This is a genomic window from Streptomyces sp. NPDC044571 (assembly GCF_040647115.1).
Taxonomy (GTDB): domain Bacteria; phylum Actinomycetota; class Actinomycetes; order Streptomycetales; family Streptomycetaceae; genus Streptomyces.
This window is the reverse complement of the sequence record NZ_JBEZBN010000054.1, coordinates 27,337-42,687: the sequence shown is the minus strand read 5'-3', so window position 1 is coordinate 42,687 and position 15,351 is coordinate 27,337. Positions and strand designations below refer to the sequence as shown.

General features: G+C 72.5%; 15 protein-coding genes. 7 read left to right on the top strand and 8 right to left on the bottom strand.

All coding sequences use genetic code 11. The features are described from left to right. Window positions 1-102: 102 nt before the first annotated feature. The gene (locus AB0B01_RS24960) at window positions 103-1,080 is read right to left on the bottom strand and encodes a carbohydrate kinase family protein (protein WP_361723158.1); all 978 of its coding nucleotides are present in this window, start codon (window positions 1,078-1,080) and stop codon (window positions 103-105) included. A gap of 131 nt (window positions 1,081-1,211) precedes the next feature. On the opposite strand from AB0B01_RS24960, the gene AB0B01_RS24955 reads away from it, so the two are divergent. Continuing rightward, window positions 1,212-1,427, top strand: a complete 216-nt coding sequence (locus AB0B01_RS24955) for a hypothetical protein (protein ID WP_361723156.1) — start codon at window positions 1,212-1,214, stop codon at window positions 1,425-1,427. A gap of 91 nt (window positions 1,428-1,518) precedes the next feature. Continuing rightward, window positions 1,519-2,970, top strand: a complete 1,452-nt coding sequence (locus AB0B01_RS24950; RefSeq protein ID WP_361723153.1) for a hypothetical protein — start codon at window positions 1,519-1,521, stop codon at window positions 2,968-2,970. A gap of 113 nt (window positions 2,971-3,083) precedes the next feature. Here AB0B01_RS24950 and erpA read toward each other — a convergent pair whose 3' ends face one another. After that, complete coding sequence (gene erpA / locus AB0B01_RS24945) at window positions 3,084-3,440, bottom strand: iron-sulfur cluster insertion protein ErpA (protein ID WP_030010511.1); 357 nt, start codon at window positions 3,438-3,440, stop codon at window positions 3,084-3,086. Between the two features lie 306 nt (window positions 3,441-3,746). Here erpA and nadA point away from each other — a divergent pair, with 306 nt between their 5' ends. Continuing rightward, window positions 3,747-4,934: a quinolinate synthase NadA gene (nadA, locus tag AB0B01_RS24940; RefSeq protein WP_361723150.1), complete on the top strand. Its 1,188-nt coding sequence runs from the start codon at window positions 3,747-3,749 to the stop codon at window positions 4,932-4,934. 108 nt (window positions 4,935-5,042) lie between these two features. Here nadA and AB0B01_RS24935 read toward each other — a convergent pair whose 3' ends face one another. The 3 genes from AB0B01_RS24935 to AB0B01_RS24925 all read right to left on the bottom strand — a co-directional run bounded on the left by AB0B01_RS24935 (window position 5,043) and on the right by AB0B01_RS24925 (window position 9,900). Next, a complete protein-coding gene (locus tag AB0B01_RS24935; RefSeq protein ID WP_361723147.1) occupies window positions 5,043-8,162 on the bottom strand; it encodes an efflux RND transporter permease subunit in 3,120 nt (1,039 codons plus the stop codon). 179 nt (window positions 8,163-8,341) lie between these two features. Beyond that, the gene (locus AB0B01_RS24930; RefSeq protein ID WP_361723144.1) at window positions 8,342-9,046 is read right to left on the bottom strand and encodes a response regulator transcription factor; all 705 of its coding nucleotides are present in this window, start codon (window positions 9,044-9,046) and stop codon (window positions 8,342-8,344) included. A gap of 44 nt (window positions 9,047-9,090) precedes the next feature. Continuing rightward, window positions 9,091-9,900 (bottom strand): adenosylcobinamide-GDP ribazoletransferase, encoded by an 810-nt coding sequence (locus tag AB0B01_RS24925; protein WP_361723141.1) that lies wholly within the window; start codon window positions 9,898-9,900, stop codon window positions 9,091-9,093. Between the two features lie 69 nt (window positions 9,901-9,969). Between AB0B01_RS24925 and AB0B01_RS24920 the strand changes: the two genes are divergently transcribed. Further along, window positions 9,970-10,746, top strand: coding sequence for a hypothetical protein (locus AB0B01_RS24920; protein WP_361723138.1), 777 nt, complete (start codon window positions 9,970-9,972; stop codon window positions 10,744-10,746). Window positions 10,747-10,863: 117 nt separating this feature from the next. On the opposite strand, the gene AB0B01_RS24915 is transcribed toward AB0B01_RS24920, so the two are convergent. Together AB0B01_RS24915 and AB0B01_RS24910 are read right to left on the bottom strand one after the other, a co-directional pair. Then, window positions 10,864-11,142: a hypothetical protein gene (locus tag AB0B01_RS24915; RefSeq protein WP_361723135.1), complete on the bottom strand. Its 279-nt coding sequence runs from the start codon at window positions 11,140-11,142 to the stop codon at window positions 10,864-10,866. Between the two features lie 13 nt (window positions 11,143-11,155). Further along, complete coding sequence (locus AB0B01_RS24910; protein ID WP_361723132.1) at window positions 11,156-11,950, bottom strand: PspA/IM30 family protein; 795 nt, start codon at window positions 11,948-11,950, stop codon at window positions 11,156-11,158. Window positions 11,951-12,240: 290 nt separating this feature from the next. Between AB0B01_RS24910 and AB0B01_RS24905 the strand changes: the two genes are divergently transcribed. Both AB0B01_RS24905 and AB0B01_RS24900 read left to right on the top strand, forming a co-directional pair. After that, window positions 12,241-12,840 (top strand): DUF3043 domain-containing protein, encoded by a 600-nt coding sequence (locus tag AB0B01_RS24905; protein WP_361723129.1) that lies wholly within the window; start codon window positions 12,241-12,243, stop codon window positions 12,838-12,840. A 56-nt stretch (window positions 12,841-12,896) separates the two neighbouring features. Further along, window positions 12,897-13,649: a class I SAM-dependent methyltransferase gene (locus AB0B01_RS24900; protein ID WP_361723170.1), complete on the top strand. Its 753-nt coding sequence runs from the start codon at window positions 12,897-12,899 to the stop codon at window positions 13,647-13,649. 139 nt (window positions 13,650-13,788) lie between these two features. Here the strand turns inward: AB0B01_RS24900 and AB0B01_RS24895 are convergent, their stop codons facing one another. After that, window positions 13,789-14,004, bottom strand: a complete 216-nt coding sequence (locus AB0B01_RS24895; protein ID WP_361723126.1) for a hypothetical protein — start codon at window positions 14,002-14,004, stop codon at window positions 13,789-13,791. 102 nt (window positions 14,005-14,106) lie between these two features. Between AB0B01_RS24895 and AB0B01_RS24890 the strand changes: the two genes are divergently transcribed. Beyond that, the gene (locus tag AB0B01_RS24890; RefSeq protein ID WP_361723123.1) at window positions 14,107-15,312 is read left to right on the top strand and encodes a bifunctional adenosylcobinamide kinase/adenosylcobinamide-phosphate guanylyltransferase; all 1,206 of its coding nucleotides are present in this window, start codon (window positions 14,107-14,109) and stop codon (window positions 15,310-15,312) included. Window positions 15,313-15,351 lie beyond the last annotated feature (39 nt).

Here is a 15,351-nt window from a genome sequence, read left to right as displayed (position 1 = left end):
ACGGGTGCTCTCCCGATCGGGGCCCCGCCCCCCCCCCGGGGGGGGGGGCCGGGGCGGGGCGCCGTGCGCGGCCGGGGGGTCAGGGGCCGGTGCCCAGGTGGGTCAGGCGGCCAGGTGGGACTGGACTTCCGCCGCCGCCGTCTCGCCGTACGCCTTCGTGAAGCGCTCCATGAAGTGGGCCCGCGCCAGCGTGTACTCCTGCGTGCCCAGGGTCTCGATCACCAGGGTGGCGAGCATGCAGCCGACCTGGGCCGCCCGCTCCAGTCCGACGCCCCAGCCCAGCCCCGTCAGGAACCCGGCCCGGAAGGCGTCGCCGACACCCGTCGGGTCCACCTTCGCGGTCTCCTCCGGGCATCCGACGACGATCGGCTCCTGGCCGGTCCGCTCGATGCGCACGCCCCGCGAGCCCAGCGTGGTCACGCGCGTGCCGACCTTGCCGAGGATCTCCTCGTCGGTCCAGCCGGACTTCGACTCGATGAGGCCCTTCTCGTACTCGTTCGAGAACAGGTACGTCGCGCCCTCCATCAGCGTCCGGATGTTCTCGCCGTCCATCCGGGCGATCTGCTGCGAGAAGTCGGCCGCGAATGGGATCCCCCGCGTCCGGCACTCCTCCGTGTGGCGCAGCATCGCCTCGGGGTCGTCGGCGCCGATGAGGACAAGGTCCAGGCCGCCCACCCGGTCCGCGACCGCCTTCAGCTCGATCAGGCGGGCCTCGCTCATCGCGCCCGTGTAGAAGGAGCCGATCTGGTTGTGGTCGGCGTCCGTGGTGCACACGAATCGGGCGGTGTGCAGCACCTCGGAGATCCGTACGGACGCGGTGTCGACGCCGTGCCGGTCCAGCCAAGCGCGGTACTCGTCGAAGTCGTAGCCCGCGGCGCCGACCAGGATCGGGCGGATGCCGAGCTGGCCCATGCCGAAGCAGATGTTCGGGCCGACACCGCCCCGCCGTACGTCGAGGTTGTCCACGAGGAAGGACAGGGAGACCGTGTGCAGCTGGTCCGCGACCAGCTGGTCGGCGAAACGGCCGGGGAAGGTCATGAGGTGGTCGGTGGCGATGGAGCCGGTGACTGCGATACGCACGGCGTGAATGCTCCTGCGAAGGACGGCGAGGGGACATTCAAAACTACCCGCTCGCGGCCGTGTGGCCGACCGCCCGAAACTACCCCGTAGTAGCTCTTTCTTCGCTCGCCGCGCCGTGCCTACCGTGCCCCATGACCTACACCGATGCCTTCGGGTACGCCGACTCGCCGGCCGACACGCGGCCCGCCTTCGCACGCCTGCTGGGCGACTGCGCCAGGATGGCTCCGCACTGGGCGGTCCCGGCGGACCCCCGGCCGGCCCGGGTGGCTCCCTCGCAGATCCACGGCATCAGCGTCCCGCCGGCCTCGGCGCGGCTGATCGCCTCCACCGCCCAGTACGGCGACTAGGGAACCCCCCTGGCCGTAGGGCGGAACCGGTTGGGCCGCTGTTCCGTCACACCCGCATCAGCCACTGCGGTACGGGCGAAGGAGCAATGCGGTGACCAGCGAACAACCCGACACATCACGCGGCACACGGCGGCGGCCTGCCTGGGCCATCGGCTCGATGGCGGCCGCCGTCCTGCTCGTGGGCGGCGGTACGGCGTACTGGGCCTCGACGGCATACGGCGACGGCTCGCCGGGCGGCCGTACGGGGGACAGCGCGGCCTCCGCGCCCCGCGTCGCGCCGAGTCCCCCGGGGCCGGGCATCGCCCCCGGCGAGCCGGACCCGCACGGCAGCGGGGTGACCTACCGGGCCGACGTCCCGCTCCCCGAGGCCCCGGCGACGGCGCCCTCCTTCGCCGCGACCGGCGAAGTCACCTCGGAGGAGGCGGCCCGGCTCGCGGCGGCCCTCGGGATCCCGGGCACCCCGCGGCTCAGCGGTGAGGTCTGGCAGGCCGGGGAGGCCGCGGACGGCTCCGGGCCCCGGCTCACGGTGAACCTCAAGGCTCCCGGGACCTGGAACTTCTCCCGCTTCCAGACGGGAGGCGGCGACGACTGCCGGCGGGGCAAGGACACCTGCGGCCCGGCCACCCTCCCCCAGGACGGCGGCTCCGGCGCGGCCGGCCAGGGCAACGCGGGCGCCAAGGCCGGCAAGCCGGTGAGCGAGGAGGCCGCGAAGGCGGCCGCCGCCCCGGTGCTCGCGGCCGCCGGGCAGAGCGGGGCCAAGCTGGACGCCCGCCTCACCCAGGGCTCGGTCCGGGTGGTCAGCGCGGACCCGGTGATCGGCGGGCTGCCGACGCAGGGCTGGTCCACGAAGGTCAGTGTGGGGGCCGACTCCCAGGTCGTGGCGGGCAGCGGCGCGCTGAAGGCGCCCGTCCGCGCCGCCGAGCAGCCGGTGATCGGGGCCGTCGAGGCACTGGACCGGCTGAACCGGTCGTCGGCCGGACCCGGCACGGACCCCGGGCCGAGCGGCTGCGCGACCTCGGTCCCGCTGACCCCGGACACCCCGGTCGGCCCCTCGGACACGCCGCCCTGCAACCCGGAGCCGCGTCCGATGAAGCCGCCGCGGACCGAGACCGTGAAGGGAGCGGTCCTGGGGCTGGCCCCGGGGACGGTGGACGGGACCCGCGGTCTGGTGCCGGCCTGGCTCTTCGAGGTGGCGGGCGCGAACGGCGCGCCCGGGCACACCGTGGTCCAGCCTGCCGGCGAGAACGGCCAGAGCCCCGCACCCGTCCCGCAGGGCGGGCGCACCGTGCCCGGGTTCTCGTACGCACAGTCCGACCGGAAGCTGACCGTGAACTTCTGGGGCGGGGTGTGCAGCACCTACGCCCTGGAGGCGCGCGAGGAGGCCGGATCGGTGACGGTGCGGATCACCGACACCCCGACCAAGCCGGGCCAGGCCTGCATCATGATCGCCAAGGAGATGTCCGTGTCGGCGACCCTGCAGCAGCCGCTCGGCGAGCGCAAGGTGATCGACGCGACGACGGGCAAGCCTCTCGCCCGGCAGTAGCCCGATCCCGAGGCCTGCGCCTGAGACCTGCGCATGCGAGAGGGCCCCGGCACCTGACGGTGACGGGGCCCTCTCGGCGTACGGCCTCGCGGCGGCTCGGGCCGCCGGACTTCCTAGCTGAACGAGTCGCCGCAGGCGCAGGAGCCGGTGGCGTTCGGGTTGTCGATCGTGAAGCCCTGCTTCTCGATGGTGTCGACGAAGTCGATCGAGGCGCCGTGCAGGTACGGGGAGCTCATCCGGTCCGTGACGACCTTCACGCCGTCGAAGTCCTTGACGACGTCGCCGTCGAGGGAGCGCTCGTCGAAGAAGAGCTGGTAGCGCAGGCCGGAGCAGCCGCCGGGCTGGACGGCGACGCGGAGCGCCAGGTCATCGCGGCCTTCCTGCTCCAGCAGGGTCCTGACCTTCTCGGCGGCGGCGTCGGACAGGAGGATGCCGTCGCTCACAGTGGTCTTGTCGTCCTGTACGGACATCTGCATTCACTCCCGAAGTGGGCGGCTCCCCGCCGGAGGCAGGGAAACGTCGGACTCTTGCCGTCGATGGCAACGAGCGGGGTCGCGGATTCATTCCGGACCCGACGCGTGTTTCAGATATTCATGCTCGCACACCCCCGCGGGCGGGTGGCCATGACGGACCGACCGGTTCGTCACAGGGCGAATGCGTCACATCGACACTATCGGCATCGTCAAAGTGACGTGAAGCGGCTATGATAGATAGCGTCAAATAGACGAGAAGTCGCAGCGATGTTTCAGAAGTCCCTTGTCGCAGAAACAGAAAGGGTGCGTGTCGTGACCACCGCCCAGCCTTTGGACGTCCAGCCGACGCCCCTCGCCCTGCTCCTGCTCGGCCGTGAGGCCGACCCCAAGAGCGAGCGCGGGGTGGAGTGCCCCGGCGACCTGCCGTCGCCGTCGGACCCGGACCTGGTGGCCCGTGCCCGCGCGGCCAAGGAGAAGCTCGGTGACAAGGTCTTCATCCTCGGTCACCACTACCAGCGTGACGAGGTCATCGAGTTCGCCGACGTCACCGGCGACTCCTTCAAGCTGGCCAAGGACGCGGCCGCCAAGCCGGAGGCCGAGTACATCGTCTTCTGCGGCGTCCACTTCATGGCCGAGTCGGCGGACATCCTGACCTCGGACGACCAGAAGGTCGTCCTGCCCGACCTGGCCGCCGGCTGCTCGATGGCCGACATGGCCACCGCCGAGCAGGTCGCCGAGTGCTGGGACGTGCTGACCGAGGCCGGCATAGCCGACGTCACGGTGCCCGTCTCCTACATGAACTCCTCCGCCGACATCAAGGCGTTCACCGGCAAGCACGGCGGCACCATCTGCACCTCCTCCAACGCCGAGCGGGCCCTCGGCTGGGCCTTCGAGCAGGGCGAGAAGGTCCTCTTCCTGCCGGACCAGCACCTGGGCCGCAACACCGCCGTCCGCGACATGGGCATGTCCCTGGACGACTGCGTGCTCTACAACCCGCACAAGCCGAACGGCGGCCTGACCGTCGAGGAGCTGCGCGCCGCCAAGATGATCCTGTGGCGCGGCCACTGCTCCGTCCACGGCCGCTTCTCGGTGGACTCGGTCAACGACGTGCGCGCCCGCATCCCCGGCGTGAACGTCCTCGTCCACCCGGAGTGCAAGCACGAGGTCGTGGCCGCGGCCGACTACGTCGGCTCGACGGAGTACATCATCAAGACGCTGGAGGCGGCCCCGGCCGGCTCCAAGTGGGCCATCGGCACCGAGCTGAACCTGGTCCGCCGCCTGGCGAACCGATTCGCCGCGGAGGACAAGGAGGTCGTCTTCCTCGACAAGACGGTCTGCTTCTGCTCGACGATGAACCGCATCGACCTCCCCCACCTGGTGTGGACCCTGGAGTCCCTGGCAGAGGGCTCACTCGTCAACCGCATCCAGGTCGACCAGGAGACCGAGAGCTTCGCGAAGCTCGCCTTGGAGCGCATGCTGGCGCTCCCGTAGGGGGTACAGGCACACCGGGTCCGCCCGGACGCCTCGGCACGGGAGTGCCGTTGATCCGAGAAGGGGCGCCCCGCCGTGCGGGACGCCCCTTCGCCATGCGTACGCACCTCAGACCGTGGCCGGGGACTCCTCGTCCGAGACGGCCGACGGCGCCGGGACCACCGTGAGGCGGGCCCGCTTCTTCGCGCGGCGGCGTTCCTTGCGGAGTTCGGTCATCGTGTAGAGCGTCGGCACCAGCAGCAGGGTCAGCAGCGTCGAGCTGACCAGGCCGCCGATCACCACGACCGCCAGCGGCTGCGAGATGAAGCCGCCCTCGCCGGTGACGCCGAGTGCCATCGGGAGCAGCGCGAAGATCGTCGCCAGGGCGGTCATCAGGATCGGGCGCAGCCGGTGCCGGCCGCCCTCGACGACGGCTTCGACGACGTCCAGGCCTTGGACGCGGTACTGGTTGACCAGGTCGATCAGGACGATCGCGTTGGTCACCACGATGCCGATGAGCATCAGCATGCCGATCAGCGCCGGGACACCGAGCGGGGTGCCGGTCACCAGGAGCAGGCCGAGCGCGCCGGTCGCCGCGAAGGGGATGGACACCAACAGGATCAGCGGCTGGACCAGCGAGCGGAACGTCGCGACGAGCAGCATGAACACGATCGCGATGGCCGCGAGCATGGCCAGTCCCAGCGAGGCGAAGGCCTCGCCCTGGTCCTCGGAGACGCCGCCGATGGTGGCCGTGGCCCCTTCCGGCAGGTCCAGCGCCTTGATCTTCGCCTGGAGCGCGGCGCCGATCGCGCCGGTGTTGTCGCCGACCGGCTTCGCGGTGACGGTGGCGGCGCGGGCGCCGTCGATGCGGGTCATCGAGACCGGCCCGGGGACCTCCTTGACCTCGGCGATGTCGCCGAGCCTGAGCGGGCCGACGGGCAGCGCCTGCAGTTCGGCCAGGGTGGTGGCCGGCTGCGCGGATTTGATGACGACGTCCCGCTCGGTGTCGTCCAGGACGGCCTTGCCCGCCGGGTTGCCCCGTACGGCCTGGGCCACGATCGCGCCGAGCGCGGCCTGGTTCAGGCCCGCCTCGGCGGCCTTCGGGGTGGCGGTCACCGAGATCCGGGGCACCGACTGGGTCAGGTCGCTCTGTACGTCGGTGACGTCGTCGAGCGTGGCCACCTCGGCGCGGACCTGCTCGGCGGCCCGGGCGAGGACGGCCGCGTCGCCTGCCTTGACGACCACGCTGAGGTTCTGGCTGCCGAAGCCGCCGCCCGCCGAGATGCTGGTGTCACCGATGCCGTCGAGCCGGGCGAGGGCGTCCTCGATGCGCTTCTTGACGGCGTCCGTGTCGCCGGAGTCCTCCAGGGTGACCTGGTACGAGGCCTGGTTGGAGCCCGTACCGCCGCCGAAGGCGGCCATGAAGCCGGAGGAGCCGACGGTGACCTGGTGGTCCTTGACGCCTTCGACCTCGGTGAGGGCCTTCTCCACCTTGTGGCTCGCCTCGTCGGAGGCCGCCAGGGAGGTGCCCGGGGGCAGCTGCTGCTTGACCGTCAGGACGCTCTGCTCGCCCTGGTCGAAGAAGTTGGTCTTCATCAGCGGGGTCATCGCGAAGGTGGCGACGAGAACCAGGACGGCGACGGCCAGGGTCGTGGCCCGGCGGCGCGTGACCAGGCCGAGGGCCCGTACGTAGCCGCGCTGGAGGCGGCTCTTCGCCTCCTTCTCCTCGGCCTCGCGGCGTGCCTTGCCCGGGTTCTCCGCCGCGCCCTCGGGGGCGCGCAGGAACCAGTACGAGAGCACCGGAACGACCGTCAGGGACACGAGCAGCGAAGCCAGCAGGGCCGCGGCGACGGTGAGGGAGAAGGGGCCGAAGAACTCTCCGACCATGCCGCCGACGAAGGCGATCGGAAGGAAGACGGCCACCGTGGTGAGCGTGGAGGAGGTGACCGCGCCGGCGACTTCCTTGACGGCGGCGATGATGGCGGCCTCGCGCTCCTCGCCGTAGCCGAGGTGGCGCTTGATGTTCTCCAGGACCACGATCGAGTCGTCGACGACGCGGCCGATGGCGATGGTGAGCGCGCCCAGCGTCAGCATGTTGAGGGACAGGTCGCGGGTCCACAGGACGATCAGCGCGAGGACGACCGACAGCGGGATGGAGACCGCGGTGACCAGCGTCGAGCGCAGCGAGCCCAGGAAGACCAGGATCACGATCACCGCGAAGAGCAGACCGAGCAGGCCCTCGGTGGTGAGGCTGGAGATGGACTTGGCCACGGGCGGCCCCTGGTCGCTGACCACGGTGAGCTCGGCGCCGGCGCCGAGCGCGGAGCGCAGCTCGGGCAGCTTGTCCCGGACGGCGTCGGAGATCGCGACGGCGCTGCCGTCCTTGTCCATGGTGAGGACGAGGGCGAGGCTGGGCTTGCCGTTGGTGCGGGTGAGGGAGACGGCCTGGGCGGGCTCCTGCGTGACGGTGGCGACATCGCCCAGGCGTACGGCCGGCTTTCCGGGGCCGGCGGTCAGGCGCAGGTCTTCCAGCTGGGCGAGGGAGGTGTAGCCGCCGCCCACGCGGACGGTGCGGTTCTTGCCCGCCTCGTCGAAGGAGCCCGCGGGGACGGTGGCGCCGCCCGCCTGGAGGCCCTGGGCGAGGGCGGCGCCGTCGAGGCCGGCCGCAGCGAGCTTGGCGTTGTCGGGGGTGACGGTGATCTGGAGGTCCCGGACACCGTCGACGCTGACCTGGCCGACGCCCTCGATGTCCTCCAGGACGGGGACGACGGAGCGGCCGAGCTGGTCGGCGAGCGCCTGCTGGTCCTTGTCGGAGGTGACGGCGAGGACCACGGTCGGGATGTCGTCGGTGGAGCCGGCCACGACCTGCGGGTCCACCTCGGCGGGCAGCCGTACGCGCGCCCGGTTCACGGCCTGCTGGACGTCGGCGACGAGCTGCTTGGTGCCGCTGTCGCCGTAGTCGAACCTGGCCGTGATCAGGGCGTTGCCCTCGCCGGCCGCGGAGGTGATGCCGGTGATGCCGTCGACGCCCTTGAGGGTGGCCTCGATCGGCTCGATGACCTGCTTCTCCACGACGTCGGGCGAGGCCCCCTGGTACGGGGCGAGCACGGACACCATCGGCAGTTCGATGGACGGCAGCAGCTGCTGCTTGAGCTGGGGGATCGCTATGGCGCCGAAGAGGAGCGCGACGATCGACACGAGGCCGATCAGCGCTCTCTGGGCGAGGCTGAAGCGGGACAGCCACGACATGGGTGTGGGATCTCTCTGCAGTACGTATACGGGGGCGTGCCGCAGGCACACGCGAAGGCCGCGGGTCCCCGGGCCGAGGGGCTCTTCAGCCTCGCGGACGGCGGGGCGGTGGTGCGTCGCCCCCAGGTCCCTTCCTCAGGTGCGGCATACCGCGGTTGCAGTACGGCCGAGTACTGCGGCTATTCGCACCGGGGGCGGACCAGGCCCGATTCGTAGGCAATGACCACCAATTGGGCCCGGTCGCGGGCGCCGAGCTTGGCCATGGCCCGGTTGACGTGGGTCTTGACGGTGAGGGGGCTGACCTCCAGCCGGCCGCCGATCTCGTCGTTGGACAGGCCGGCGGCGACGTGCACGAGGACCTCGCGCTCCCGGCCGGTGAGGGCGGCGAGCCGCTGCGCGTGCGGGGCGGCGGGGGCAGCGGGGTCGTGGGCTGCGCCGGCCTGGGCGAGGAAGGTGGCGATCAACCCTTTGGTGGCGGCCGGGGAGAGCAGGGCCTCCCCCGCGGCGGCGAGGCGGATGGCGTTCAGGAGCTCCTCGGGCTCGGCGCCCTTGCCGAGGAAGCCGGAGGCTCCGGCGCGCAGGGCCTGGACCACGTACTCGTCGACCTCGAAGGTGGTCAGCATGACCACGCGGACGGCGTCGAGTTCGGGGTCGGCGCTGATCATGCGGGTGGCGGCGAGGCCGTCGGTGCCGGGCATCCGGATGTCCATGAGGACGACGTCGGGACGGGTCTGCCGGGCCAGCGCGAAGGCCTGCGCGCCGTCGGAGGCCTCTCCGACCACCTCCATGTCGGGCTCGGAGTCGACGAGCACCTTGAAGGCGCTGCGCAGCAGGGCCTGGTCGTCGGCGAGGAGCACGGTGATGACCGTCGGCGTCTCTTCCACGCCCCGACCCTACGGGCTCGGGCGTCCGCCGCCGCGCGGGGGTCTCAGCCGAGGGCCAGCACGATCAGGGCGGTGGTGGCCGAGGTTTCCGCGAGGGCGCCGAAGACGTCGCCCGTGACACCGCCGAAGCGGCGGACGCAGTGGCGCAGGAGGAGTTCGGCCGCCGCCAGGGCGGCGAGGACCGCCGCCGCGTGCCGGCCGGCGGCCGGCAGGCCGAGCGGGAGGGCGGCGGCCGCGACCGCCAAGACGGTCAGGGCGGCGACCGCGGCGGCGGCGCCGCGCGGGACCACGCCCGCGACCGCCGCGCCGAGCCCTTCGGGGCGGGCCGACGGGATGCCGGTGCGGGAGGCCAAGGTCATGGCCAGCCGGGCGGTGACCGCCGCCACCACCGCCGCGAGGGCGCCGCGGAACGGGCCGTCGGCGTACGCCTCGGACAGCGCGCCGGCCTGAAGGAGCATCACCAGGACCAGCACCAGCACCCCGAAGGGGCCGACGTCGGACTGCTTCATGATGCGCAGCGCCTCGGCGGGGGGCTTGGCGCTGCCCAGCCCGTCGGCCGTGTCCGCGAGGCCGTCCAGGTGCAGGCCCCGGGTCAGGGCGGCCGGCACGGCGACGGTGGCGGCCGCGGCGAGCAGCGGGCCGCCGCCCAGCAGGAGCAGCACCGAGCCCGCCGCCGCGGCGAGCACGCCGACGACCAGCCCGGCGAGCGGGGCGAAGGCCATGCCGGAGCGGGCGGCCGCGCGGTCCCAGCGGGTGACGCGGGCGGGCAGCACGGTGAGGGTGCCGAACGCGAACCGGACGCCGTCGAGGAACGAGGCGCGTTCCGGAAGCTGCTCTTCGATCGAATCTGTCATCGGCGCGAACGCTACCCGCTCCCCCCGACCGGTAAATTGCCCATTACGGACAGATGGGAAGGTGGTGTCATGGGTCACTGGTGGTATCGGAACATCGTCGAGCCGGGGAAGCTGCCCCTGCTCCTCGCCCTGGTCTCCTTCGTCCTGTCGTTCCTGGTCACCCGTGTCATCACCCGGCTGATCCGGGCCGGGCGGGGCCCGTTCAAGAACATCGCCCCGGGCGGGATGCATGTCCACCACGTGGTGCCCGGCGTGGTCCTCGTGATCGTCGGCGGGTTCGGCGCGGTCGGCAGCGGCCCGCACAGCTTCGGCTCGGGGCTCTCGGCGGTGGTCTTCGGGCTGGGAGCGGGCCTCGTCCTCGACGAGTTCGCGCTGATCCTGCACCTCGACGACGTCTACTGGAGCGAGCAGGGCCGCAAGAGCGTCGAGATCGTGGTGCTGACGGCCGCGCTGGTGGCGCTGGTGCTGGCCGGCTTCCTGCCGTTCGGGGTCAACGACCTGAACGCGGACGAACGCAGCAACCGGGGCCTCGTCGCCATGAACACCGCCACCAATTTCCTCCTGGCACTGGTCGCCCTGTGGAAGGGGAAGGCGCGCACCGCGCTGCTCGGCATCCTCGTCCCGTTCGTGGCCCTGATCGGCGCGATCCGGCTGGCCCGGCCCGGCTCCCCGTACGCGAAGCGGTTCTACGCGAAACGTCCGCGGGCCCGCGCCAAGGCCAGGCTGCGCGCCTTCCACCACGACCGGCGCTGGGCGGCGCCGCGCCGCAAGTTCGAGAACTTCATCGGCGGGACACCCGATCCGGTCCAGGTGACAGCCGGTAAGACGAAGCCCCCGGCGCACTGAGACACACCGGCGCCCGGCCCGCGCCCCGTGGTACGGGGGCGGGCCGGGCGCCGTCGGTGCCGGTCCTGCCGGTCAGCCCGGGATCAGGGGCTGCGGGTCACCATCAGGGCCCGCGGGTCAGCCCGGGATCAGGCCGTCGTCGCTGAGCATCTCCCGGACCTCGTCCAGCGTCGCCTCCGGGGCGGGCAGGATCAGCTCGGACGGCTCCAGCGCATCGTCGGGCAGCGGCTCCCCGAGCCGCCGCACCGCGTCGAGCAGCGCGCCCAGCGTCCGCCGGAAGCCCTGCTCGTCGCCGCTCTGCATCTCCGCGAGCAGCTCGTCGTCCAGCTTGTTGAGCTCGGGAAAGTGGCTGTCGGCCACCTTCACCTGGCCTTCCCCCATGATGCGGACAATCATGACGGGCCCCGTCCTACTGCTTGTCGAACCGGTGCTGGGTCTGCGACTGCTGGGCGCTGCCCGGGGCGCCGCCCTCGATGGCCTGCTGCTGAGCGGACGGGCCGCCCGCGAGCTCGGCCTTCATGCGCTGGAGCTCCAGCTCCACGTCCGTCCCGCCGGAGAGGCGGTCCAGCTCGGCCTGGATGTCGTCCTTCGAGCCGAGGCCGCTCTGGTCGTCGAGGGCGCCGGAGGCCAGCAGCTCGTCGATCGCGCCGGCGCGGGCCTGGAGCTGGGCGGTCTTGTCCTCGGCCCGCTGGATGGCCAGGCCGACATCGCTCATCTCCTCGGAGATGCCGGAGAAGGACTCCGCGATCCGCGTCTGCGCCTGGGCGGCGGTGTAGGTGGCCTTGATGGTCTCCTTCTTCGTACGGAAGGCGTCGACCTTGGCCTGCAGGCGCTGCGCGGCGAGGGTCAGCTTCTCCTCCTCGCCCTGAAGGGTCTGGTGCTGCACCTCCAGGTCGCTGACCTGCTGCTGCAGCGAGGCGCGGCGGGACAGGGCCTCGCGGGCGAGGTCCTCCCGGCCGAGGGCCAGCGCCTTGCGGCCCTGGTCCTCCAGCTTCGCGGACTGGCCCTGGAGCTGGTTCAGCTGCAGCTCCAGGCGCTTGCGGGAGGTCGCGACGTCGGCGACTCCGCGGCGCACCTTCTGCAGCAGCTCCAGCTGCTTCTGGTACGAGTAGTCGAGGGTCTCGCGCGGGTCCTCGGCCCGGTCCAGGGCCTTGTTCGCCTTCGCGCGGAAGATCATCCCCATACGCTTCATGACACCGCTCATGGGCTTCGCGCGCCCCCTTCTAGACGGACTTCGCTCCGGGTCGTCAGAACCCACAGTACGGGCCCTGTCTCCATTACCGCACTGTTCGTGAGCGGATGCGCTCCTCCTCCAGGACGACTACGCCCCGGCCCGTGTCAGGCGTGAGGAGTAGGTGCTCCCCCGACACCGCCGAGGGGCCCCGGATGAGCGGCGGCCGCTGCCCGAACCCTGCACAGGGAAGACGCCCGCCGTTGCCGGATCGTTCCCCGCCGAGGTGGGGTACTCGGCGGTGACCACGTACGCTTGCTTGTGTGTTTGGTAGCCGTTCCTCCAAAGAAGAGAAGGCCGCCCCCACCGAAAAGGTGAGCGCCGACCTCTCGCAGCCCCGTAACCCGCAGGCCCCGAAGGGCCGCCCGACGCCGAAGCGTGCTGTGGCCCAGTCGCAGCGCAAGGCCGTGGTGGCCTCGACCGGCAACCGCAAGGAGGACGCCAAGCGTGCTCGTGAGCGCCGCCGCGAGGAGCTGGCCAAGCAGCGCGAGGCGCTGGCCAGCGGCGACGAGCGCTACCTGCCCGCCCGTGACAAGGGCCCCGTGCGCCGGTTCGTCCGCGACTTCGTGGACTCCCGCTTCTCGGTCGCCGAGATGTTCCTGCCGCTGGCCGTGGTCATCCTGGTGATGAGCATGGTGCGGGTGCCGCAGATCCAGAACATCGCGCTGATGCTGTGGCTCGCGGTGATCGCCCTGATCATCCTCGACTCGATCGGCCTCGTCTTCCGCCTCCGCAAGGCGCTGAACGAGCGCTTCGCGAACCAGCCCCGCCGCGGCGCCGTCGCGTACGGCCTGATGCGCACCCTCCAGATGCGCCGGCTGCGCCTGCCGAAGCCGCAGGTCAAGCGCGGGGAACGACCCTGAGCGGAGGGAAGCCCGCAGCGCCGGGGGACAGCTTCTCGCAGGGGGCCAGGCTGTGGCTGGAGGGCCTCGGCGGACTGCGCAACGCCGTCCGCCAGGAACTAGTGGGCCGGCAGGTCGACGAGCAGATCGCGCACCGCTTCCCGGTCGGGCAGCGGCTGCGCGTCCTGGACGTCGGCATGGGCCAGGGCACCCAGGCGCTGCGGCTCGCCCGCGCCGGGCACAAGGTCACCGGCCTGGAGCAGGACCCGGCCATGCTGGCGGTCGCCCGTGAGGCGCTGGCCGCCGAGCCCCCCGGCATCCAGGACCGGGTCCGGCTCATGGAGGGCGACGGCCGCGAGACCGGTGCGCACTTCACGCCCGGCAGCTTCGACGTGGTGCTGTGCCACGGCGTCCTGATGTACGTGCCCGAGCCCGACGGAATGCTCGCCGGACTGGCCCGGATGCTGGCACCCGGCGGGCTGCTGTCCCTGCTGGTGCGCAACGGCGACGCCCTCGCGATGCGGCCCGGCCTGGACGGCGACTGGTCGGGGGCGCTGGCCGCCTTCGACACCACCGACTACACCAACCGGCTCGGCCTGGACGTGCGGGCCGACCGGCTGGCGGAGCTGACCTCCACGCTGTCCGGGATCGGCGCCCCCCTGCAGGCCTGGTACGGGGTACGCGTCTTCACCGACGGGACGGAGGCCGGCGGGACGCTCCCGCCGGACGAGGAACTGGAGCGGCTGCTCGCCGCCGAGGACCGCGCCGGGCGCACCGACCCGTACCGCGGGATAGCGGCGCTGCTGCACCTGTGCGGCGTACGCGGCTGACCCGCGCCGACGCACCGGCGAACCGACGAGCCCCGGGCCCCGACAGGGACCCGGGGCTCGGCCGTTCCACCGCGACCGCCGCCCGGGCACAGGCCAAGGGGCGCAGGTCAAGGGGCGCAGGCCGGGACCGGGCGCCGGACTACGGGGTGTCCAGGGCCTCGCGCAGGCTCATCGTGTACAGCTCGACGCCGTTGTCGTCGGAGAGCTTCACCTTCTCGGTGCCGCCTTCCAGCAGGTCCTTCCAGTACTCACCGATCCAGGACTCCGCGTCCCCCTGCGTGGTGAACTCCTCCGGCTCCACCGCCGGGTTCGCCACGCTGCCGTCGGCCGTCTCGAACCGCCACGTCCACGCCATGTCCGCCTCCGTTGCTCGTCCGCTGCTCGCACGTTCGCCTTGAGTCTGCCCCGCAGAGTAGCCGGGCGCGCACCACTCCCGGCGACGCGGGAGGATCATCCTGTGGAACTCACTCTGCTCGGCACCGGCACACCCGAAGGACTGCCCCGCCCCGGCTGTCCCTGCGCGGCCTGCGCGGTCTCCGTCGGCCCCCGGTCGCGTGCCGCGACCTCCCTCCTCGTCGACGGGGCGCTGCTGCTCGACCTGACCCCCGGGGCGGTCCTGGCCGGCGCCCGCGCGGGGCATTCGCTGGCCGGCGTACGGCAGGTCCTGCTGACCCACCCGCACGACGGGCCCCCGGTCGAGCTGCCGCCGGGACTGCCCGCCGCCGGGCGGGTGCCCGACGGGCGGGAGCTCTCCGTGATCAGCGGGCACCGCGTGCGGGCGGTGCCGATGGACGCGCCGGGCACCGGGTACGAGGTGACGGGCCCGGACGGGAGCCGGCTGCTGTACCTGCCGCCGCGCGGGGCGCCGGCCGGGATGGAGCCGGCCGCCGGGAGGCGCCCGTACGACCTGGTCCTCGCCGATGTACTGGGCCGCCCGGAGGCACTGGCCCGGCTGCGGGCGAGCGGCGCCGCCGGGCCGACCACCGACGTGATCGCCGTCCACCTTGACCACGACACCCCGCCGGGAGGGGAGCTGGAGCGCCGGTGCGCGGCGGCCGGGGCGCGGGCGGTGCCGGACGGGACGACGGTGACGGTGGGCGAGTACCACGCGGTGCCGGACCTGCCGCGGCGGACCCTGGTCCTTGGCGGGGCCCGCTCGGGGAAGTCCTTCGAGGCGGAGCGGCGGCTCGGGAGTTTCCCCGAGGTGGTCTACGTGGCCACCGGCGGTTCCCGGGACGGTGACACGGAATGGGCGGCGCGGATCGCCCTGCACCGGGACCGGCGGCCGGGGAGCTGGCGCACTCTGGAGACCTGCGAGCTGGTGCCGCTGCTGGTGGAGGGAGGTCCGCCGCTGCTCATCGACTGCCTGGCGCTGTGGCTGACCGACGCGATGGACCGGGCCGGGGCCTGGGACGACGCCGTCTGGGCGGGGCGGGGCCACAAGGAGCTGCGCGAGCGGGTCGCCGCGCTGGTGGCCGCGCTGCGGGCGACCCGCCGCACGGTGGTCGCGGTGAGCAACGAGGTGGGCTCGGGGATCGTTCCCGCCACCGCCTCCGGCCGCCGTTTCCGTGACGAGCTGGGGCGGTTGAACGCGGCGGTGGCCGCCGAGTGCGAGCACGTCCTGCTGGTCGTGGCGGGCCAGGCGATGGTGCTGAAGGACTGACAAGGAGGCGCCGCGCACGGGGGCTTGGGCAGGGCCTCA

Excerpts from the sequence above, each read along its gene's own strand:
- AB0B01_RS24935 (WP_361723147.1), bottom strand. The coding sequence starts at position 8,162 with ATGTCGTGGCTGTCCCGCTTCAGCCTCGCCCAGAGAGCGCTGATCGGC.
- AB0B01_RS24925 (WP_361723141.1), bottom strand. The coding sequence starts at position 9,900 with ATGACAGATTCGATCGAAGAGCAGCTTCCGGAACGCGCCTCGTTCCTC.
- AB0B01_RS24920 (WP_361723138.1), top strand. The coding sequence starts at position 9,970 with ATGGGTCACTGGTGGTATCGGAACATCGTCGAGCCGGGGAAGCTGCCC.
- AB0B01_RS24955 (WP_361723156.1), top strand. The coding sequence starts at position 1,212 with ATGACCTACACCGATGCCTTCGGGTACGCCGACTCGCCGGCCGACACG.
- AB0B01_RS24910 (WP_361723132.1), bottom strand. The coding sequence starts at position 11,950 with ATGAGCGGTGTCATGAAGCGTATGGGGATGATCTTCCGCGCGAAGGCG.
- erpA (WP_030010511.1), bottom strand. The coding sequence starts at position 3,440 with ATGTCCGTACAGGACGACAAGACCACTGTGAGCGACGGCATCCTCCTG.
- AB0B01_RS24915 (WP_361723135.1), bottom strand. The coding sequence starts at position 11,142 with ATGATTGTCCGCATCATGGGGGAAGGCCAGGTGAAGGTGGCCGACAGC.
- AB0B01_RS24895 (WP_361723126.1), bottom strand. The coding sequence starts at position 14,004 with ATGGCGTGGACGTGGCGGTTCGAGACGGCCGACGGCAGCGTGGCGAAC.